This window comes from Leucobacter rhizosphaerae, assembly GCF_022919175.1.
GTDB lineage: Bacteria > Actinomycetota > Actinomycetes > Actinomycetales > Microbacteriaceae > Leucobacter > Leucobacter rhizosphaerae.
On sequence record NZ_CP095043.1, the window covers coordinates 393,939 to 415,325 of the forward strand.

Sequence of the window (21,387 nt, forward strand, 5' to 3'; positions counted from 1 at the left end):
TCCTGTAAGCGTGACGTCTCCGCCGCGATTGCCGCGACCTGCAGCATCACGAACCCGTTGTCCACCTCGGCCCGCACGGTGCATCACCGAATCCATACGGGTCCGCAACGACACCGCAACGGCTGCGCTTCGACTCATTCATTTTCCGATTCTTCCAGGGTGCAGAAATACGCGCGTTCTTCACCCCTGAAATGGCCGGATTGATGTCACATGGGGGTGCAGAGTGAGAAGTAGCCCAGTGAGGCCGCCACCGGAGGCGGTCCCACCATCACACCGGAGGAGACACCATGACCGCGTACCGTGACGACATCGATGCCGTGGAGGCGCTGAAGGCCGAGCACGGCTCCAGCTGGGACCGGATCAACCCCGAGCACGTCGCCCGCATGCGCGCCCAGAACCGCTTCAAGACCGGTCTCGAGATCGCCCAGTACACGGCCGACATCATGCGACGCGACATGGAGGAGTACGACGCCGACTCGTCCGTCTACACCCAGTCGCTCGGCGTCTGGCACGGGTTCATCGGACAGCAGAAGCTGATCTCGATCAAGAAGCACCTGAAGACCACGAACAAGCGCTACCTCTACCTCTCGGGCTGGATGGTCGCCGCGCTGCGCTCGGAGTTCGGCCCGCTGCCCGATCAGTCGATGCACGAGAAGACCTCGGTGCCGGCCCTGATCGAAGAGCTCTACACGTTCCTGCGCCAGGCCGACGCACGCGAGCTCGACCTGCTCTTCACGCAGCTCGACGAGGCGCGCCTCGCCGGAGACGAGACCGCGGTCGAGTTCGTCCAGTCGCAGATCGACAACTACGAGACGCACGTCGTGCCGATCATCGCCGACATCGATGCCGGCTTCGGCAACCCCGAGGCGACCTACCTGCTCGCGAAGAAGATGATCGAGGCCGGCGCCTGTGCGCTGCAGGTCGAGAACCAAGTCTCCGACGAGAAGCAGTGCGGTCACCAGGACGGCAAGGTAACGGTGCCCCACGAGGACTTCATCGCCAAGATCAACGCGATCCGCTACGCGTTCCTCGAGCTCGGGATCGACAACGGCATCATCGTCTCGCGCACCGACTCGCTGGGCGCGGGCCTCACCCAGAAGCTCGCGGTGAGCCACACCCCGGGCGATCTGGGCGACCAGTACAACTCCTTCCTCGACGTCGAGGAGATCTCCGAGGCCGACCTCGGCGACGGCGACGTCATCATCAAGCGCGACGGCAAGCTCGTGCGCCCCAAGCGGCTCGCCAGCAACCTGTACCAGTTCCGCCCCGGAACCGGTGAGGACCGCTGCGTGCTCGACAGCATCACTTCGCTGCAGCACGGCGCCGATCTGCTCTGGATCGAGACCGAGAAGCCGCACGTCGAGCAGATCGCGGGCATGGTCGATCGGATCCGCGAGGTGATCCCGAACGCGAAGCTCGTCTACAACAACAGCCCCTCCTTCAATTGGACCCTGAGCTTCCGTCAGCAGGCCTACGATCAGCTCGTCGAGCAGGGCGCCGACGTGTCGGCGTACCAGCGCGACAACCTCATGAGCGTGGACTACGACGGCACCGAACTGGCGCAGCTCGCCGATGAGAAGATCCGCACGTTCCAGCGCGACGGCTCGGCCCGGGCCGGGATCTTCCACCACCTCATCACGCTGCCGACCTACCACACGGCCGCACTCTCGACCGACAACCTCGCCAAGGGTTACTTCGGCGACGAGGGCATGCTGGCCTACGTGCGGGACGTGCAGCGCCGCGAGATCCGCGAGGGTATCGCCACCGTCAAGCACCAGAACATGGCGGGCAGCGACATCGGCGACAACCACAAGGAGTACTTCGCCGGCGACGCCGCGCTCAAGGCCGGCGGCAAGGACAACACGATGAACCAGTTCAACTAGCGCTCGGGATCACCTGCGGGGGTTCGGCTTCGGCCGGGCCCCCGTTTCGTGTTTTCGTGCGGAAGAAGACCGCTGTCCGTGCGATGTCACGATGCGTCGAGTGCCGCGCGAGCGCGATGGCGGCGCACTGCCGCACGGTTTGCGCAGCGCACCGAGCAGTAGCGTTGTCGGCCGTTGCGGGTGACGTCGACGACCACCGCGGTGCAGGGGTCACCCGCGGCGCAGCGGCGCAGTCGGTGCATGCCGCGGGTCGTGAGGTGGAGCGCGGTGCCGACACTGATCACGGCGGCGAGCACGCGGGGCAGCGTCGTGCGAGTGTCGTCGCGGTAGTGCAGGTGCCATCCCTCGCCGTCGTGGTCCGTCAAGCGCGGGATCGCGGTCGCCGCTTCCATCTGCTCGTTCAGGATCAGTGCACGCGCGTGCGGATCCTCGGCGTCGACGACCCGTAGCCACTCTTGGAGCACCTGTCGCACCCCGCTCGGGTCGTCGGGACCTTCGGAGAAGGTCATGGTCATGCCGTACTCGCGCGTCCGGTCGACGATATCTTCCCGGTTCTTCGGAGGATCGTTGGCGAGTGACGCGGCCAGCAGCACGGCGTACTCACCGTAAGGGTTGAGATGCATAAGGCCATTACATCATGCTGAGAGCATGAACGCTCCAGAGACCGACACCCGATCCCACACCGCACAGACTCCATCGCCCGAGCGCCCGTCCGCCACCCGCGCACCCGTCCGCCACGAGCACGGCTGGCAACTCGAATCGCGACACCCGACGTCGGAGGGTGTGGTCCGCTACGTGCGGTGCGGGATCTGCGGCACGATGCGGGTGGATGTCGAACGCCCCGATGCGCTCCCGCCGTCCGCGCTGAGCCGTGAACTCGGGCACGCGTCGTACCTGTCCGAGTAGGCTCGCTGCAGAGCGCCGACCGGCTCCGATGCGAGACCGGCGCCACCCGACGAGCTGAAGGAACCCGCCGTGATCCCGACCGAACTCTGGACCCACATCCACACCGAACGAGGCCGGGTGCTGGATCTGCTCGAGAGCCTCGAACCCGCTGACTGGTCGACCATGTCAGAGTGCAGCGTGTGGACGGTCGAGCAGGTCACCGCGCACCTCACCGCAGCGGCGAACACCGGGACCTGGGCGTGGATCCGGAGTATCGTGCGTGCGCGATTCAACGCGGACGTCCATAACGATCGGCTGCTGGCGCGTCGTCTCGGCCCGACGCCCGAGGCCACCCGAGATCGCTTCCGGGCGTCGGTGCCCCTGACGATCGCGCCCACGAAGGACCTCCCCGCGTTCCTCGGTGAGGTCATCGTCCACGGCCAGGACATGGCTCGTCCCCTCGGGCGGACCCTCGTGCCGGATCCCGCAGCCGTGCGTGAGGTGGCGCGGTTCTACGCCGCCAAGGACTTCGCCGTCAACAGCCATCGCATGGTGCGCGGGCTCCGCCTGGAAGCCGACGACGATGCGTTCACGACCGGCGACGGCCCGATCGTCTCCGGTCCGCTGGTCGATCTTGTGCTCGCCATGGCGGGCCGGCGCAGTGGGCTCGATCGACTGCGTGGACCGGGCGTCGATGGTTTGCGGGAACGCCTGAGCTGATCGCGGTCACCTGCGAGGACGCCGCGGCGGGGTCGGCGCCGCGGCGGGTCAGCCGGGCGCGCGACACGGCGTCGGGTACGCTGACGATGGTCGATCGGCAATCGGCCGCGCAATCAGCCTGGCAATCGGCGGAGAGGAGGAGGCTGCGTGCATCTCAAGAGCCTCACGCTCCGAGGATTCAAGTCCTTCGCGCAGCCGACCACCTTCCAGTTCGAACCGGGGGTGACCGCCATCGTCGGGCCGAACGGCTCCGGCAAGTCCAACGTCGTTGATGCTCTGGCCTGGGTGATGGGCGAACAGGGCGCGAAGACGCTGCGCGGCGGCAAGATGGAGGACGTCATCTTCGCCGGCACCTCGACGCGGGGACCGCTCGGCCGCGCGGAGGTGCGCCTCACCATCGATAACGCGGACGGTGCGCTCCCCATCGAATACTCCGAGGTCACGATCAGCCGCACGCTCTTCCGCAACGGATCCAGCGAGTACGCGATCAACGGCGAGGGCTGCCGACTGCTCGACGTGCAGGAGCTGCTCAGCGACTCCGGCCTCGGCCGTGAGATGCACGTGATCGTCGGGCAGGGGCAGCTGGACGCGGTGCTCCGCGCCACACCCGAGGATCGCCGCGGGTTCATCGAAGAGGCCGCCGGAATCCTGAAGCACCGTCGCCGTAAGGAGCGCACCCTCCGCAAGCTCGATGCGATGGAGACCAATCTCACCCGCCTCAACGATCTCGCGGGCGAGATCCGACGCCAGCTGAAGCCGCTGGGACGCCAGGCCGAGGTCGCGCGCGCGGCACAGGGGATCGCGGCGGAGGTGCGGGACGCCAAAGCCCGTCTGCTCGCCGACGACGTGGCACGCCTCCGCGCAGAGCTCGACGAGCTCGCTCGCGACGAATCCGAACGGCACTCCGAGCGGATCGTGCTGCAGGAGCAGGTGGAGCAGAAGCAGCTCAGGATCCAGCGCCTCGAACAGGAGCAACAGGGGGACGAGCTCGACGCCGCCCGTCGCGTCACGCTCGGCCTCGAGGCCGTGCAGGCCAAACTCCGCGGACTGTTCTCGCAGACGCAGCAGCGCCTCACCTTCCTGGCCACCCAGGCCGAGGCGCCCGAGCAGATGCACCGGACCAGCCACGGAACGGTCCAGGAGGCCGCGGATGAGGCCCGTCGGCTCGAGGCGCTGATCCCCGAGGTCGAGGCCGGGTGGCAGCGGGCCGGTCTCGTCACGCGCCAGGCGCAACAGGCCCTCGACGCGACCGACGAGCACATTGCCGCACAGAGCGCGCTCGTCTCCCGCCACGACCTGCGACTGTCGCAACTCCGCGGCCAGGCGGAGGCTGCCGAGCAGAAGCGGGCAACATTGGCGCAGGAGATCTCGCGCCGCGAGCAGGCCGTGGAGCAGGCCGTCGCACGCGCCGACGAAGCCGAACGCGAACTCGCGGCGTTCTCCGACCAGGCCGAGACGGGGGAGACTCCGGAGGTCGGCCTCGACGACCACTACCGTGCCGCGCAAGAGGCCCAGTCCGTAGCTGAGCAACGGCGTGACGAGACGCGGGAACGGTTGCACACCCTCGAGCAGGAGCGGGCCGGCCTGGCCGCGCGCGTCAGCGCGCTCACCCGATCGCTCGATCAGCGCGATGCGTCGGCCGCCGTGCTCGCCGAGGCCCCGCGCGGCATTCGCGGACGGGTGTCGGATGCGGTCCGGGTTCGGGATGGACACGAGGCGGCGGTCGGCGCGGCGCTCGGGGCCTTCGCCGAGGCGCTTCTGGCGGACACCGCTGACGCGGCCCGAGGCTCCGTCGAGACCGCGCACGCACAGGATCTCGGTCGGGTGCGCACGGTCGTGGCCGCCTCGGAGCCAGCGGATCCGGCCCCGACGATCGCGGACGCGACTCGCGCTGTCGACGTGATCGAAGCGGCGCCCGAGGGGGTGCTCGGTCTGCTTACGGGGTGCTACATCGCGGAGGATCTCGATGCCGCGCTGCGGGCGGCCGCGGAGCTCCGCGTCAGCTGGCCCTCCGGCTCCTTCACGGTGGTGACGAGCCGCGGCGACGTGCTGACGCCGCACACGGTGAGCGGCGGCTCCGGTCTCGCCCCGTCTCGCATCGAGCTGACCGCCGATCTCGAGCAGGCCCGGGACCGGCACGACATCGTGGCGCGGGAGGCGGAGGAGGCCGAGGCGGAGCTCGCCGAACTCAGATCGGTCGCGCAGCGCGCGAAAATGGACGCGCAGCAGGCGTACGCGGATCTGCGCGCCGCCGACGCGCAGCTCGCCGAAGTGGCGAAGGAGCGTCACCGGCTGTCGGCCCGGGCGGAGTCCGCGCGCGCCGAGGCCGAGCGGGCGCGGCAGACCCTCACCGGCGTGGCGGAGAGCGCGACCGGTGCCGCGCGCGATGCCGAGACGGCCGCACAGGCGCTGGCCGAGGCGGAGGCGTCGCCCCGCCCGATGCTCGACGCGAGCGAGCGCGAGCGCCTGTTCGCCGAGCTGGAGCAGGCGCGCACCCAGGAGGTGGAGCTCCGACTCGCGCTCGAGACGGCGCGTGAACGCGCTCGCGCCGGTGCCTCGCACGAGCGGACACTGACGGAGCAGTTCGAGGCCGAGCGTCGCGCAGCCGAGGAGTCGGCCCGTCGCTCCGTGCTGCGCGCTCGGCAGGTCGCGCAGGCCGAACGGGTGGCCCAGCTGCTGCCCGCGATCCTCGACGCTTGCGATCGCTCCCTGGGGGAGGCCCGCCTCGCTCAGCAGCGCGCCGAGCAGGAGCGCGCCCGCCACAGCCAGGAGCTCACGCTCCTGCGCTCCGAGGAATCCGAGGTGCGGCAGCGCCTGCACGGGTTGACGGAGCTGGTGCACGGCGCGGAGCTCAAGAGCTACGAGCGCAAGCTCCAACTCTCGTCGCTCCTCGAACGGTCGGGCAATGAGCTGGGTCTGGTGGAGGACGTGCTCATCGCGGAGTACGGGCCGGAGCAGCCGATCCCCGTGGCCGCCGCGGAGTCGGCACCGGAATCGAGTTCGGGGGCCGGATCAGACGCCGGACCTCCGCCTGACGCGGGCGACGCCGAACTCGAAACTCCGGCGACCGCACTCGAGGCAGAACTCGCCGCGGAACTTCGGGCGGCGTCCGCGGAGCGCTCGCGACGCGAGGCATCGACGATCCCGTTCGTCCGGGCGGAGCAGGAGCGCCGTCTCGCACGAGCCGAGAAGCGACTGGGGGAGCTCGGGCGGATCAACCCGCTCGCGCTCGAGGAGTTCGCCGCACTCGAGCAGCGGCACCTCTTCCTGACGGAGCAGCTCGCGGATCTCACGAAGACCCGGGCCGATCTGCTCTCTATCATCGAGGAGCTCGACCAGAAGATGCAGGGCATCTTCGCCGCCGCGTTCGAGGACACCAAGGCCGCGTTCGCCGAGGTCTTCCCGATTCTCTTCCCGGGCGGATCCGGCGAGGTGGCCCTCTCCGATCCCGACGATCTGCTCACCACCGGGATCGAGATGGCGGTGCGGCCGGCCGGGAAGAAGGTCGAGCGCCTCTCGCTCCTCTCCGGCGGCGAACGGTCTCTCGCCGCGGTCGCGTGGCTCATCGCGATCTTCCAGGCGCGGCCGAGCCCGTTCTACATCGTCGACGAGGTCGAGGCGGCCCTCGACGATGCCAACCTGGGCCGATTACTGCAGGTGTTCGAGCGCCTGCGCGAGAACTCCCAGCTCATCATCATCACCCATCAAAAGCGCACCATGGAGATCGCCGACGCGCTGTACGGGGTCTCGATGCGGCAGGACGGCATCTCCGCGGTGGTCGGGCAGCGCATCACGCGCGACGACGAATAGCAGGCGATCTTCAAGCAATATTGTGGATCAGGCATGGAATAGGACTCGGTTTCCTAACAAGTTTATTTCGCATGTCCACAGCGGCGCGGCTGGGGTGCCCAGCCCCACTATGCTCGGTCCCAGCGCCTCGACGTACGAGGTGTCCTCACTCATCTGAGAAAGGTGTACCAATGAAGGTTCACTCAAGAAAGGCCGCGGGTGCGTTCGCGCTCGTTGCGACTGCAGCACTGGTGCTCTCAGGCTGCTCCACCAGCAGCGAGTCGGAGCCGGCAGGCGGATCATCCGAGGCGAGCGGCGATGCGCTCAAGATCGCCACGCTGCTCCCGCAGACGGGCTCCCTCGGGTTTCTGATGCCCCCGGTGCAGGCCGGCATCGCTCAGGCCCTGGCCGACATCAACGACGCCGGTGGCGTTCTCGGCCAGCCCGTCGAGATCGTCGCGAACGCCAACGAGGGCGACGCCAGCGACCTCACCGTGGTCGAGAAGGGTGCCGACGACGTCATCGCTAGCGGCGCGCAGTTCGTGCTCGGCGCCATGGGCTCCGGCCGCAGCCAGCACGTGGTCGACAAGATCGCCGAGGCCGGCATCCTCATGGGCTCGCCGTCGAACACCTCCGCAGACCTCAGCGGCATCAGCCCGAACTACTTCCGCACCGCTCCGCCGGACACGGTCCAGGGCGACGCGCTCGGCAACCAGATCCTCGCCGACGGCGTCACCTCCGTCGCGTTCCTGACGTTCAACGACCCCTACGGTCTCGGTCTGCGCGACGTGATCCAGGAGACCGTCGAGGCCGGCGGCGCCGAGGTCGTCTACGGCGGCAAGGGGGACGGCAACGAGTTCCCGGTCGAGCAGACCTCGTTCGCGTCGGAGGTGACCGCGGCAAAGGATTCCGGTGCCGAGGCCATCGTCGTCGTGACCTACGATCAGTTCAAGCAGATCGTCCCCGAAGCGGTCAACCAGGGCGTCGACACCTCGACCTTCTATCTCGTCGACGGCAATGCGAACGGTTACGACGCCGATTTCGAGCCCGGCACGCTCGAGGGTGCACAGGGGTCGATCCCGGGCGCGCAGTCCAACGATGAGTTCAAGACCCAGCTGCAGGACATCTACGCGGCTGAGTTCGACGGCGAGCTCGACAGCTTTACCTACGCGCCCGAGGCGTACGACCTCGTGACGCTGGTGGCGCTCGCGGCGACCAAGGCCGGCGCGACCGACTCGGCAGCCATCCAGGAGAACCTGCACGCGGTCTCCGGCTCCGACGGTGGCGAGGAGTGCAGCTCCTTCGGTGACTGCGCCAAGCTGATCGAAGACGGCAAGGACATCCAGTACGTCGGCAAGGCTGGCACCGGCCCGCTGAACGACAACAACGATCCGTCGTCGGCCTTCATCGGCATCTACAAGTACGACAACACCAACATCCCGGTCTTCCAGAAGGCCGTCGAGGGGCAGACCGAGTAGGTCCCGCTCGAAGCGAAGCGCCCCGGCCGAACGGCCGGGGCGCTTCTGCGTTTGCGGGGTCCGATGTCCAGATTCAACGGTTCCCGCGCGACAGAGCCCCCTGGGTCACGGAGCATCCGTGACCCAGGGGGCTCTGCTGTGACCGCTACGGCGCGGGGTGGTCGGCCGAGGCTTTCGCCTCCACGTCGGTCGCGAGGGTGCCGAGGTAGAGCTCGATCACCTTTGGATCGTTCGCCAGCTCGCGACCCGGACCCTCGTAGGAGTTCCGGCCCTGATCCAGCACGTATGCCCGATCGCAGATCTGCAGGCAGCGCCGGGCGTTCTGCTCGACCATGATGATCGTGACGCCCGTCTTGTTGATCTGCCGGGTACGGATGAAGGTCTCGTCCTGACGGACGGGGGAGAGGCCGGCGCTCGGCTCGTCGAGCAGCAGCACCTTCGGATTCATCATGAGCGCACGCGCCATCGCAACGGACTGGCGCTCACCACCCGATAGCGATCCGGCCCGCTGCTTGCGGCGATCGGCGAGCATGGGGAAGAGTTCCCACATGTCGGCCGCGCGCGACGCGAACTCCTTGGGCTTCAGGAAGAGGCCCATCTGCAGGTTCTCCTCGATGCTGAGCGAGGGGAACACGTTGTTCGTCTGCGGCACGAACCCGATGCCCTTGCGCACGAGCTTGTTCGTCGAGGCGTTGGTGATGTCCTCACCGTCGAGGGTGACAGCACCGTCGCGGATGTCGACGAGTCCGAACAGCGCCTTCAAGAGGGTCGACTTGCCCGCGCCGTTCGGCCCGATGATGCCGATGAGCTCACCGGCGTAGGCTTCGAGCGTGCAGCCGTTGAGGATATTGATCCCGGGCAGGTAGCCGGCCGTCAGATTGTCGGCCTTGACCACCAGCCGTGGTGCGTCAGCGTTCATCGGACTTCCTCCTCGACCTCTGCGGCGATGGCGCGGATCACGCCGGTGGTGAGTACATCGTCGTCACCGAGGTCACGGTCGTGATGGGCGCCGAGGTAGGCGTCGACCACGGCCTCGCTCGCCATGACATCCTCGGGCTCGCCCTCGGCGATGATCGAGCCCTGCGCCATCACGACCACCCAGTCGGAGATGTGGCGCACCATGTGCATGTCGTGCTCGACGAAGAGCACGGTCGTGCCTTCGTCGCGGAGCGCCTGGATGTGATCGAGCAGACTCTGCGTGAGTGCGGGGTTCACGCCCGCCATCGGCTCGTCGAGCATGATCATCGAGGGGTTCGACATCAGCGCTCGGGCCATTTCGAGGAGCTTCTTCTGCCCGCCGGAGAGGTCGCCCGCCATGTCGTCCTTCTTGGCGTCCAGCTTGAAGCGGGTGAGCAGTTCCTCGGCACGCGCGATGTTCTCCTGCTCGCGCTTCGCCCAGAGCGGCTTGAACAGACCGACGAACAGGTTCTCGCCCGGTTGATTGTTCGCCCCGATGAGCATGTTCTCGAGCACCGTCATGCGCGAGAGCGCCTTCGTGAGCTGGAACGTGCGGACCATCCCGGTGCGCGCCACTTGCGATGCACCGGTGCGGTTGAGCACGCGGCCGTTGAAGGTCCAAGAAGCGTCGCCGCCCCCGATGAGGCGCTTGCCGTTCGACGGGCGGTCGAATCCCGTGATGAGGTTGAAGAACGTCGTCTTGCCGGCGCCGTTCGGGCCGATGAGCGCGGTGATCGCTCCGCGCTGCACCTCGAGGTGCTCGACGTCGACGGCCTTGAGGCCGCCGAACTGGCGCTCGATGCGATCGACCGAGAGGATCGGGTCCGGCTTCGCGACGCCCGGCACCTGCTCGAGAGTGGCGAGCTCGGCACGGAGCGCGGCGCGGTCGTACGGATAGTTCGGATCTGCCGACGGATGGGTCGGCGCTGTGTGATCAGACATTGAACGACAGCTCCTTTTTATTGCCGAGTATGCCTTGCGGTCTGAAGACCACCAGCAGGATGAGTGAGATGCCGATCAGCACCCAGGCGAGCTGCTCCGTCTGCTGCGCGTTCAGGATCGAGTCCGGGATGAACTCGCCCGCGAAGCTCGTCAGGATCAGGCGCACGATGAAGAACAGCAGGCTGCCGAGGAGCGGCCCGAAGATCGTCGCCGCACCGCCGAGAAGCATGATCATCCAGATGTTGAAGGTGGTCGGACGACCCATCGAGTCCGGCTGCATCGCGGCGGGGAGCGCCATGACGATCCCGCCGAATGCGCCCATCACGCCACCGAGGACGAGCGCCTGCATCTTGTAGGCGTACGAGCTCTTGCCGAGGCTGCGCACGGCGTCCTCGTCCTCGCGAATGCCCTTCAGGACCCGACCCCAGGGGCTCCGGATGAGTGCCCAGGTGATCAGGATGAAGAGGGCGACGAGGCCCCAGGCCACGATGCGGGTCCACCAGTCGTCGACTCCCGTGTTCGCGTAGGTGAGGCCGAGGATCGTGGTCTTGCCCTCGGGGAGCGGCGAGAGCTCGGTGAAGACGTGCCGGTACTTCTGCCCCGGGATCCCGGTCGGCCCGCCGGTGATGTCCTGCAGCGCCGCGAGTTTCACGACCATGCGGATGATCTCCGCGGCGGAGATCGTGACGATCGCCAGGTAGTCGCCGCGGAGCTTGAGGGTGGGGATGCCGAGGATCAGGCCGAACAGCACGGCGGCCAGGATCGCGACGAGCAGCGCCGGCCAGAAGCCGAGCCCCATCACCACCGAGACGCCGAAGCCGTAGGCGCCGACGAGCATGAAGCCCGCCTGCCCCATGTTCATGAGGCCGGTGAAGCCGAAGTGCACGTTGAGGCCGATCGCGGCGAGCACGAAGGCCGCCGTGGTCGGAGAGAGCGCGGTCTGCAGGATGCTCTGCAGGAGTCCAGTCCAGAAATCCATGTGATGCCCCTAGCCGATTCGCTCTTTGCGACCGAAGATGCCCTGCGGACGGATCAGCAGGATCAGGATGAGGAGAAGCAGCGCCGTCGCGTACTTCAGGTCGCCCGGGAGCCAGATGTTCGTGAGCTCGACCATCATGCCGATGATCATGGAGCCCACGAAGGCGCCGAACGCGGTGCCCAGTCCACCCAGCGTGACCGCTGCGAAGAAGAGCAGCAGCATGGTGCCACCGGTGAACCAGTTGAGTCCGTTGAAGACCAGGCCGAAGAAGACGCCCGCGAGGCCGGCGAGTCCGCCGCCCACGACCCAGACGATGTTGATCACCCGGTCGACGTCGATGCCCGAGGCCCGGGCCAGCGCCGGGTTGTCGGAGATCGCTCGGGTGGCGCGGCCGAAGCGCGTGTACATCAGTCCGAGCCCGACCGCGATGATCGCGAGCAGCGAGATGCCCATCGCGACGTAGGACTGGGTCGTGAGGGTGACGCCCGCGATCGTGATCGTCTCCGCGGTGCTCTTGTCGATTCGGATCACGCCCGAGCCGAACAGGAATTGGAAGGTGTACTGCAGGGTGATCGAGAGACCGATGGAGACGATCATCATCTGCATGAGACTGAGCCGTCGTTTCCTGAGCGGTTTCCACAGCACCTTGTCCTGCGCCCAGCCGAATCCGGCCGAGGCCACCACCGCCAGGAGGCCGGCCATCCAGAGGTTGCCGGTCAGCCCCATGAAGACGGCGGCGAGCAGGCCGCCCATGGTCACCATCTCACCCTGCGCGAAGTTGCTGAGCCCCGTGGTGCCGAAGATCAACGAGAGCCCGAGGGAGGCGAGGGCGATGAGCAGGCCCATGCGGATGCCCGACACGAACTGCTGCCAGAACCGGGGCCACGAGAACGAGTTCGCCGACTCCTTCGCCGGTGCGCTCGCGGCGTCATCGGTATCCGGCTTCTCCGCCGCCGCCGCGGCGTCGGCGGCGTTCGGATCATCGGTCAGCGGGAACAGTGCGCTGGCCTGGCTGTTCAGCTCGACCACGACGTCGCGAGTGCCGACGCTCTTGAGGAACTGGCCCTCCGGGAGCGTCGCCTCGTCGATGGTCACGGTGTAGTCGCCGGCCTCCGTGACGGGGAACGCCCAGCGACCGGCGTCATCCGTGGTTGCGGTCTCGTCGCCGCCACCCCCGGAGAGCGTGACGTCGACACCGGGCGCGGGGTCTCCGGTGCTCGCCTTGACGACGCCCTGAACACAGGCGGTCGATGCGTCAGGCACGCAATCCGCGGCGAACGCCGGAGCGGCGAGACTCGAGACGCCTAACACGGCCAGGAACGTGGAAAGCAGTAGGAGTATCAAGCCGCGTGTGGGCCCTCTCCTGCTTCGAATGGTGGGGTTCACCGGACCTCCATTGGTCGTAACGCATTGCATGACACGCACTGCCGTCCTCCCCAGGACTGCAGCGTCGCCCAAATATATACCGACTCTCGGCACCCCGGTGGCCATTTCTGCCTGTCATCCCAGATTGTTGTCGAGATAAAACATGCGGGTCCGATCTATGCGGTTCCCGATTGGACGTTCCGTCGCGTCGGCGTAGGCGAGAGCGCGACGCTAGTCTTGTCGGTATGGCAGAACGATCGTGGTCGATTTCGAACGTGTTCCGCGGGATCTTCACCGGACCCGAGCAGATCACCGATGACACCTGGGACGATCTCGAGACCGCCCTCATCACGGCGGACTTCGGCCCGGACGTCACGGAGTCGATCCTCAACCGCTTGCGCGAGGAGGTCGGGCGGCACCGGGTGACCGAGGTCAAGGAGATGAAACGCATGCTTCGCGACGCGATCGAGGAGCGACTGGCCGCGTACGATCCGACGCTGCAGCTCACCGAGCGACCCGCGGTCATCCTCGTCGTCGGAGTGAACGGCGTCGGCAAGACCACCACGATCGGCAAGTTCGCGAACTACCTGAAGACCTTCGACAAGCGGATCATCGTGGGCGCCGCAGACACCTTCCGCGCCGCGGCGGTCGAGCAGCTCACGACCTGGACCGATCGAGCCGGGGTCGACATCGTGCGGCCGCAGCAGCAGGGTCAGGATCCCGCGTCCGTCGCCTTCCAGACCGTGCAGCGCGCCATTGCAGAGTCCTACGAGGTCGCGATCATCGATACCGCCGGCCGGCTGCAGACCAAGGGCGGCCTCATGGACGAGCTCGGCAAGATCCGGCGCGTCGTCGAAAAGCAGGCACCGGTGTCCGAGGTGCTGCTCGTGCTCGATGCGACGACCGGCCAGAACGGGTTGGCGCAGGCCGAAGCCTTCATCGAACACGCGGGGGTCACCGGGCTCGTGCTGACCAAACTCGATGGCTCGGCGAAGGGCGGGTTCGTGCTCTCGGTCCAGGAGAAGACCGGACTGCCGATCAAACTCATCGGTCAGGGCGAGGGGATCGCCGACCTCACCGGCTTCACCCCGCACGTCTTCGCGCAGCAGCTCGTGGGCTGAGCCGGTCGGCAGAACGCGCAGCGGCGACATGGCACCGGACCCGGGCGATCCCCTCGACCCCGACTCCGACTTGCGGGGTGCCTGGGCGGCGGTCGAGAGCGGAGACCCGGCGCGCATCGCCGAGGCCGTGGCGGACCTGCCCGCGCTGATCCCTGTGGTCGTGGCCGAGGACGGGGAGGGGAGCTCGGCGCACCGGTCCGCGCTGCGCGCCCTCGCCTACGGGCTCGACGAGCTCGGCGACCGCGCGTCCTCCCGGGAGATGTACGGCATGCTCGCCGAACTGCTGTCGGATCTCCGCGACGGGGCCGCGTCCGACTCCGGCCTGCTCGAGGAGGAGTTGTACGCGCGCGCCCTCGCCGCGCTCATCGGCGCGTCGGGACCGGAAGAGCGGGCGGCGCTGTCCGTCCTCGACGGGCTCGTCGCGACGTCCGAGGTCGAGCTCGGGCCCGTGCACCGGCGAACCCTCTGGTTGCTCGCGCGGCGCGCGCAGTGGATGGTGCGCGTGCACGGCGCGGCGGGCCTGGAGGGCTTCGAGCTGCTCGTCGCTCGGGCCGCCTCGATCGCCGAGGGCGGGCCCGAGCACCTGGCGGCCCTGGCCGATCAGGCGACCGAGCTGTCCCGCCTCGATCTCGATGCCGACTCGGCACTGCTGTGGGAGCGGATCACCGCCGGACGACGACACATATATGGACTCGACCACGGTGAGACGCTGACCGCCTGGTGGTGGCTCGTCCGGACCCTCACCTGGTCGGGTGACATCGCGCGCGCGGACCGTGAGCTCGCGCAATTGATTCCCGCGCTCGGGCGGCTGCTGGGTGAGGACGACGCGGAGACGATCGCGGCCCTGCGGTTCCGTGTGCAGTTGCTCCGGCAGCGGCGCGACGACCCGGGGGACACTGGTGCTGTGGACGATCCGCTCGAACTCGCCGAACAGATCCTCGTGTACGAGACGGCCCGCTACGGGCCGGACAGCCCCGAGGTGTTCCGCACCCGCGACGTGATGGTCGAGATCGAGCGCGGAACCTGGGCGGCGATGCGGGATCCCGATCGGGATCCCCGGCCCGTGCTGGTCGAGGCCCGGTCCCTCGTGATCGACGCCACGGCCGAGCTCGGTGCGTTCAGCGACGCGGCGATCCACGCCCGTCGCACGGAGCAGCGACTCCTGCGCACGCTCAGCGAGCTCCCGGACGGGAGCGTTCCGCAGGCGATCCGGCGGGGCCCGGAGCTCGCGCGGGAGTGGCGGGAGCAGCTCGGGCAGCACTGCAGCGATCTGCACGGCGCGACCCCGGCTGATCCGGAGCACCTGGAGCGCTTCCTCGAGGAGCTGCGGCTCGCCTGGCAGGCGGAGGCCGAGTGGTTCGACGAGGGCTCGGAGCCGCGCCTGTCGACCCTGCGCGACTGCGTTACCGACCTCGCGGCGTTCGGGCGCCCCGGGAGGGGCGTCGAGATCCACGCCCGCGACACGCTGGCCCGCGAGCTCTTCGCCGCCGAACACGCCGAGGCCGCCCTCGCCGAGTACGAGCGGGTGCTGGTGCTCGAACGGGCGCGTGCCGACCAACCGGGCGCTCCGGCCGACCTGCCCACGCGCGTCGCCCGCTCGGTGCAGGCCGTCGGCGCCGCTTTGCGCCGCGTGGGCCGCCCGAGCGACGCCGAGGCGGCCCTAGCGCGCGGGATCGAGGACGCGCGGGCGGAGGGTGTGGACGAGGCCGTGCTGTGGGACCTCCGGAACGCCCGGGCGCTCGCGCTGCAGGACCTCGATCGTTTCGACGAGGCAGCAGTGGAGATGCGCGCGCTCGTCGAGGCGACGGGAACGGTGGGGCACACGATCGATCTGGCGGCGGTGTATCTCAACGGCGATCGTCCGCACGAGGCGGAGGCAGTGCTCCGACCGGCGCTCGCACGACTCGAGGCCGCCGGGCAGGGACGCAGCCTGCAGGCGATGCGGATCATGGGCAACCTGGCTCTCGCGGCCTGCAAGCTCGACCGCGACGCGGACGCGGCGGCGGCCTACGATCAGCTCCAGGAGATCCAGGCGACTGTTCTGGGTCCGGCGCACCGAGACACCCTCATCACCCAGAACAACCGTGCGCTCGAGGAGCAGCACCTCGGACGCTTCGGCGAGGCGGCCCGGCGCTTCGAACAGGTTCACCGCGCCCGTGCGGAGGCGCTCGGGGAACGCGACCCCCAGACGCTCAGCTCACTCGCCAACTGGGCGCAGGCGCTCCAGTCCACCGGAGATCTCGACGCGGCTCGTCGCACCTCGGAGCGGGCGGTTGAACTCTCCCGGGAAGTGCTGGGCGCCGCGCATCCGAGTACGCTCAGCCGAATCCGGGTGCTCGATCGCACGCTCGAGCTGCTCGGGGCGCCGGCTGAGGAGCGCGGCGAACTGGCGTCTGCAGTGCGGGCCGGCTTCTCGGAGGCGGCGCGCACTGATTCAGACGGCGATCGCTCGGGGCTGAACGCACTGGCGTACGCGGATCACCTGGCGGAGCAGGGCCGGCACCTGGACGCGCTCGTCGAGTACACCCGCGCGCGCGACGCGTTCGCGGACGACGCCGGATTGCGCTGGTTGCGGGCCGAGCGCGGGATCGCCGCGAGCCATCACGCACTGCACGCCGACCAGGAGGCGTCCGAGGGGTACGCGCGGATCGTGCCGCAGCTCGAGCGCCTGCTGCCCGAAGACCTCTGGGCCCTGGCCGACGCGCTCAACCTGCTGAGCCTCTCGTACTCCCGGATCGGTCGGGCCGACCTGCTCGAGGCACCGCAGCGGCGGGCGATCGAGGTCGCGGATGCGATCGGCACCGACCCGGAACGCGCCGTGCTGTTCCGCGTCTGGCTCGGTCGGAGACTGGCGACGAACGCGATGCACGAGGCGGCCCTCGCGGCGGTCACCGACGCGGTGGCGCAGGGGGAGGAGCGCCTCGGGGCCGGGCATCGCGTCACGGTGGACGCACGGGACGACGTCGCGGAGGCGCTGATCGCACTCGGTCGGGATCGAGAGGCGCTGCAGATCTACCGGTCGAACATTCCGGTGATGGAGCGAGTGTTCGGCCCGACGTCTCCGCAGGTGTCCCGCGCCCTGGAGAAGCAGCGGGCCGCCGCGAAGCGTTCCGGGCCGCGTTCCGGCGCCTGGGTCGCCGGAGCCATCGGAGCCGTCGTGCTCGCGGTGATCCTGTGGAACGAGCTCGGACTCTGAGCCGCCTCGGGTGAACCCGGTCGAACCGCGGGCCGGCCGCGCGGCGGAACCGGAACGGGCCGGGTAGACTGTCCCTGCTATGGCTACTTTCGGAAATCTGTCCTCGCGGCTCACCGACACCTTCAAGAACCTTCGCGCGAAGGGGAAGCTGACGGCGTCCGACGTCGACAGCACGGTGCGGGAGATCCGGCGTGCGCTGCTCGAGGCCGACGTCGCGCTCGACGTGGTCAAGGAGTTCACGGGCCGCGTGCGCGAGCGGGCGCTGGGCGACGAGGTCAACAAGGCGTTGAATCCTGCACAGCAGGTCGTGCAGATCGTGAACGAGGAGCTCGTCACGATCCTCGGCGGCGAGCAGCGCCGGCTGGAGTTCGCGAAGAACCCGCCGACCATCATCATGCTGGCCGGCCTGCAGGGTGCCGGCAAGACGACACTCGCGGGCAAGCTCGCGAAATGGTTGCGGGATCAGGGACACACCCCGCTGCTCGTAGCCTGCGACCTCCAGCGCCCGAACGCCGTCACCCAGCTCGGCGTGGTCGCCGAGCAGGCCGGCGTCGCCATCTACGCCCCCGAGCCGGGCAACGGGGTCGGCGATCCCGTGAAGGTCGCGAAGAACGGCGTCGCCGAGGCGAAGTCGAAGCAGTACGACTTCGTCATCGTCGACACGGCGGGTCGCCTCGGCGTCGACGCGGAGCTCATGCAGCAGGCTGCGAACATCCGCAAGGCGATCGATCCCGACGAGGTGCTCTTCGTCATCGACGCGATGATCGGTCAGGACGCCGTGACGACCGCGCAGGCATTCCAGCAGGGTGTCGACTTCACCGGTGTGGTGCTGACGAAGCTCGACGGCGACGCCCGCGGCGGTGCCGCACTCTCGATCCGAAGCGTCACCGGCCGCCCGATCCTGTTCGCGTCGACCGGCGAGGGGCTCGGCGACTTCGAGCCGTTCCACCCCGACCGCATGGCCAGCCGGATCCTCGACCTCGGCGACATCCTCACGCTCATCGAGCAGGCCCAGCAGAGCTTCGATGAGGACGAGGCGCGCAAGGTCGCGGAGAAGATCGCCAAGGATCAGTTCACCCTCGACGACTTCCTCGGCCAGATGCAGCAGCTGCGCGGCGCCGGCTCCATCAAGAAGATGATGGGCATGCTCCCGGGCATGGGCAAGATGAAGGATCAGCTCGAGAACTTCGACGAGCGCGAGATCGTCCGCACCGAGGCGATCATCCAGTCCATGACCAAGGACGAGCGGCAGAACCCGAAGATCCTGAACGGGTCGCGCCGGTTGCGCATCGCCAAGGGCTCGGGCATGACCGTGACCGACGTGAATGCGCTCGTGCAGCGCTTTGAGCAGGCCGCGAAGATGATGAAGACCGTGGCGCGCGGCGGCGTGCCGCAGATCCCGGGCATGGGAGCGGTCCCCGGCATGGGCGGCCACGGCGGCAAGAAGAAGCAGGTCGCCAAGGGCAAGGGCGCGAAGCGCTCGGGCAATCCCGCGAAGCGTGCACAGGAGGGCGGCGCGGCTGCGGCGGCAGCCCCCGCGACCGGTTCCGGCTTCGGGCTCGGCGGTGGTGCTGCCGGCCCCGGCGGCGCTCCCAGCGAGGAGGAGCTGGCGAAGCTGCAGCAGATGCTGGGCCGCGGGCTCCGGTAAGGAGCCTCCCGCTGCGATGCATCGGCGTCGCGCGATCGGACGTGCGTGCACGTCAAGCGGACGCTGCGCTGCAAGCGGCCAGAATCGGGAGATCTGGACCGTTTGGGCGGTGAGATCCGCGCGACGTGTTCCGTGTCAGGCGATAAAATCCCTGATCGGAACAAAAATTGCATTTCCCGCGCGTGTGTGCCAGGATTGATGAGTTCGCGCCGGTGGCGCGTTGATGCTTCCGTTCCGGACTCGGGGCGGTGTTTCTCTCTGCAGTACTCAACACATAGGAGTCATTCATGGCTGTCAAGATCCGTCTGAAGCGCCTCGGCAAGATCCGCGCACCGTTCTACCGCATCGTCGTCGCCGACTCGCGCACCAAGCGCGACGGTCGTGTGATCGAGGAGATCGGCAAGTACCACCCCACCGAGCACCCCTCCTTCATCGAGGTCGACTCGGAGCGCGCGCAGTACTGGCTCAAGGTCGGCGCGCAGCCCACCGAGCAGGTCGCAGCGATCCTGAAGCTGACCGGCGACTGGGCCAAGTTCACGGGCGAGGGCGACACCGAGTCCAAGGTGCTCGCACCCGAGCCCAAGCCCGTCTTCGAGGCCGACGCCAAGAAGAAGCCCGTGCTGCGCCCGAAGGCTGAGAAGCCGGCCGCCGCGCCCGCTGAAGAAGCACCGGCCGAAGAGGCTGCTGCCGAGACCACCGAGGCCTAATTCTCTTGGCTGAGCAGGCACTTGCAGAGGCGCTCGAGCACCTCGTGAAGGGAATCGTCGAACACCCGGATCGGGTGCGCGTCGCCTCTCGCGAGGCCGCTCGCGGTGACATCCTCGAGGTGCGGGTGCACCCGAGCGACCTCGGCCGTGTGATCGGTCGAGGCGGGCGCACCGCACAGTCCCTGCGCACGATCGTGTCTTCCCTCGCGGTGGGTGATCGTGTGCGCGTCGACGTCGTCGACACCGATGAGGTCGATGCCGATGACGCCGACGGGCTCACCGACGACCGCATCGCGACGCACCGACCGGAGGGCGAGGCCTGATGGCCGACGCGCCGAAGCGTGCGCAGGCTCCCCGTCCCGCTAGCGGGGCGGGGAGTTTGCGTGTCGGCCGACTCTCGAAGCCGCACGGCTTGAAGGGCGGCATCAAACTCGAGCTGTTCACCGACAACCCCGAACTCCGATTCGTCCCCGGCGCGGTCTTCCACCTGCAGGTGCCCGAGGACTCCCCGTGGTTCGGTCGCACGATCGTGATGCGCGAGCTCCGCTGGTTCAACGCGTCTCCCGTCGGCTTCTTCACGGAGATCACCGATCGCACGGCGGCCGAGGGGATCGTGAAGGCGATCCTGTGGATCGACGAGGAAACGGTGGCGCAGGGCGAAGAGGAGAATGCCTGGTACGACCACCAGCTGGTGGGTCTCGACGTCGTACGCGACGACGTCAAGGTCGGTTCCGTGGCCGAGGTGCAGCACTTCCCGGCGCAGGATCTGCTCGTCGTCTCGACGGATCGCGGCCAGGTGATGGTGCCGTTCGTCGAGGCCATCGTGCCGAGCGTGGACATGGAGGCCGGGGTGGTCCGGGTGACTCCGCCCACGGGGCTGTTCGAGGAGGCGCCGGAGATCCCGATCCCCGAGACCGACGGGTCCACGGGCGCTGCCGACGGCCCCGAGGACCTTTCCCGCGGAGAGCACGGCACCCGTGAAGATTGATGTCGTCACGATCTTCCCGGGCTACTTCGACGCGCTCGAGCTCTCATTGCTCGGCAAGGCGAAGACCCGGGGCCTGATCGACGTGCAGGTCCACGATCTGCGCGATTCCGCCCGTGACAAGCATCGCACCGTCGATGACACTCCCTCCGGCGGCGGCGCGGGCATGGTCATGAAACCCGAGCCCTGGGGCGCGGCGCTGGACGGAATCCTTTCGGCAGCCGACGGGAGCGACCACGACCCGCTCATCATCTTCCCCTCGCCCGCGGGCGACGTGTTCACCCAGCGCATGGCGCGCGAGCTCGCCACCGAGTCCCACCTCGTCTTCGGTTGCGGTCGGTACGAGGGGATCGATCAGCGGGTCTTCGACGAGTACGCCGAGCGCGGTCGGGTGCGGCTCGTCAGCATCGGTGACTACGTGCTCAACGGGGGAGAGGTCGCGTCGATCGCGATGATCGAAGCGATCGCACGGCTCATTCCCGGCGTCGTCGGCAATCCCGAGAGCCTGGTCGAGGAGTCGCACGAGGACGGGCTGCTCGAGTACCCGAGCTACACCAAACCGGCCGAGTGGCGGGATCGCGCGGTGCCGCCCGTGCTCCTGAGCGGAAACCACGCCGCCATCGAGTCGTGGCGCCGTGAGCAGAGCATCGAGCGCACGCGGCGGGTCCGCCCGGAGCTGCTGCCGGCGGAGCTCGGCGGCGAGCGGCGCGGACGCCACGCGGCGCCGTAGCA

The 21,387-nt window shown here is 68.4% G+C and carries 17 protein-coding genes; 12 read left to right on the top strand and 5 right to left on the bottom strand.

Features of this window, described 5'->3' with window-relative positions; translation table 11 throughout:
• Window positions 1-287 precede the first annotated feature (287 nt).
• Window positions 288-1,883: an isocitrate lyase gene (locus MUN76_RS01830; RefSeq protein WP_244686633.1), complete on the top strand. Its 1,596-nt coding sequence runs from the start codon at window positions 288-290 to the stop codon at window positions 1,881-1,883.
• 86 nt (window positions 1,884-1,969) lie between these two features.
• Here MUN76_RS01830 and MUN76_RS01835 read toward each other — a convergent pair whose 3' ends face one another.
• Window positions 1,970-2,506, bottom strand: coding sequence for a CGNR zinc finger domain-containing protein (locus MUN76_RS01835; RefSeq protein WP_244686634.1), 537 nt, complete (start codon window positions 2,504-2,506; stop codon window positions 1,970-1,972).
• A 25-nt stretch (window positions 2,507-2,531) separates the two neighbouring features.
• Here MUN76_RS01835 and MUN76_RS01840 point away from each other — a divergent pair, with 25 nt between their 5' ends.
• From MUN76_RS01840 to MUN76_RS01855, 4 genes are all read left to right on the top strand, one after another.
• Window positions 2,532-2,789, top strand: coding sequence for a hypothetical protein (locus MUN76_RS01840; RefSeq protein WP_244686636.1), 258 nt, complete (start codon window positions 2,532-2,534; stop codon window positions 2,787-2,789).
• A 69-nt stretch (window positions 2,790-2,858) separates the two neighbouring features.
• Entirely contained in the window at window positions 2,859-3,488 is a 630-nt protein-coding gene (locus tag MUN76_RS01845) for a maleylpyruvate isomerase family mycothiol-dependent enzyme (RefSeq protein ID WP_244686637.1), read from the top strand.
• 147 nt (window positions 3,489-3,635) lie between these two features.
• The gene (locus tag MUN76_RS01850) at window positions 3,636-7,298 is read left to right on the top strand and encodes a chromosome segregation SMC family protein (RefSeq protein ID WP_244686638.1); all 3,663 of its coding nucleotides are present in this window, start codon (window positions 3,636-3,638) and stop codon (window positions 7,296-7,298) included.
• A gap of 170 nt (window positions 7,299-7,468) precedes the next feature.
• Window positions 7,469-8,755, top strand: a complete 1,287-nt coding sequence (locus MUN76_RS01855) for an ABC transporter substrate-binding protein (RefSeq protein ID WP_244686640.1) — start codon at window positions 7,469-7,471, stop codon at window positions 8,753-8,755.
• Between the two features lie 145 nt (window positions 8,756-8,900).
• Here MUN76_RS01855 and MUN76_RS01860 read toward each other — a convergent pair whose 3' ends face one another.
• From MUN76_RS01860 to MUN76_RS01875, 4 genes are read right to left on the bottom strand one after another with little or no spacing between them, the layout of a single operon-like run.
• On the bottom strand, window positions 8,901-9,674 hold the full coding sequence (locus MUN76_RS01860) for an ABC transporter ATP-binding protein (RefSeq protein ID WP_244686642.1): 774 nt from the start codon (window positions 9,672-9,674) through the stop codon (window positions 8,901-8,903).
• Complete coding sequence (locus MUN76_RS01865) at window positions 9,671-10,654, bottom strand: ABC transporter ATP-binding protein (protein WP_244686644.1); 984 nt, start codon at window positions 10,652-10,654, stop codon at window positions 9,671-9,673. Before MUN76_RS01865 ends, MUN76_RS01860 begins: the two co-directional genes overlap by 4 nt.
• Window positions 10,647-11,633: a branched-chain amino acid ABC transporter permease gene (locus MUN76_RS01870; RefSeq protein ID WP_244686645.1), complete on the bottom strand. Its 987-nt coding sequence runs from the start codon at window positions 11,631-11,633 to the stop codon at window positions 10,647-10,649. The genes MUN76_RS01865 and MUN76_RS01870 overlap by 8 nt, the downstream gene beginning before the upstream one ends.
• Before the next feature lie 9 nt (window positions 11,634-11,642).
• Window positions 11,643-12,896 (bottom strand): branched-chain amino acid ABC transporter permease, encoded by a 1,254-nt coding sequence (locus MUN76_RS01875; protein ID WP_244686647.1) that lies wholly within the window; start codon window positions 12,894-12,896, stop codon window positions 11,643-11,645.
• Between the two features lie 347 nt (window positions 12,897-13,243).
• On the opposite strand from MUN76_RS01875, the gene ftsY reads away from it, so the two are divergent.
• The 7 genes from ftsY (at window position 13,244) to trmD (ending at window position 21,385) form a co-directional block, all read left to right on the top strand.
• Window positions 13,244-14,119 (top strand): signal recognition particle-docking protein FtsY, encoded by an 876-nt coding sequence (gene ftsY, locus MUN76_RS01880; RefSeq protein ID WP_244686649.1) that lies wholly within the window; start codon window positions 13,244-13,246, stop codon window positions 14,117-14,119.
• A gap of 28 nt (window positions 14,120-14,147) precedes the next feature.
• Complete coding sequence (locus MUN76_RS01885) at window positions 14,148-17,315, top strand: tetratricopeptide repeat protein (protein WP_244686651.1); 3,168 nt, start codon at window positions 14,148-14,150, stop codon at window positions 17,313-17,315.
• A gap of 79 nt (window positions 17,316-17,394) precedes the next feature.
• Window positions 17,395-18,963, top strand: a complete 1,569-nt coding sequence (ffh, locus tag MUN76_RS01890; protein WP_244686653.1) for a signal recognition particle protein — start codon at window positions 17,395-17,397, stop codon at window positions 18,961-18,963.
• Between the two features lie 287 nt (window positions 18,964-19,250).
• Window positions 19,251-19,670, top strand: a complete 420-nt coding sequence (gene rpsP, locus MUN76_RS01895; RefSeq protein WP_244686655.1) for a 30S ribosomal protein S16 — start codon at window positions 19,251-19,253, stop codon at window positions 19,668-19,670.
• Between the two features lie 5 nt (window positions 19,671-19,675).
• Window positions 19,676-19,993 carry an RNA-binding protein gene (locus tag MUN76_RS01900; protein ID WP_244686657.1) on the top strand — a complete coding sequence of 106 codons (318 nt, stop codon included), beginning with the start codon at window positions 19,676-19,678 and terminating at the stop codon, window positions 19,991-19,993.
• A complete protein-coding gene (rimM, locus tag MUN76_RS01905) occupies window positions 19,993-20,658 on the top strand; it encodes a ribosome maturation factor RimM (RefSeq protein ID WP_244686659.1) in 666 nt (221 codons plus the stop codon). Before MUN76_RS01900 ends, rimM begins: the two co-directional genes overlap by 1 nt.
• Window positions 20,648-21,385 (top strand): tRNA (guanosine(37)-N1)-methyltransferase TrmD, encoded by a 738-nt coding sequence (gene trmD / locus MUN76_RS01910; protein WP_244686661.1) that lies wholly within the window; start codon window positions 20,648-20,650, stop codon window positions 21,383-21,385. Before rimM ends, trmD begins: the two co-directional genes overlap by 11 nt.
• Window positions 21,386-21,387: the final 2 nt, after the last annotated feature.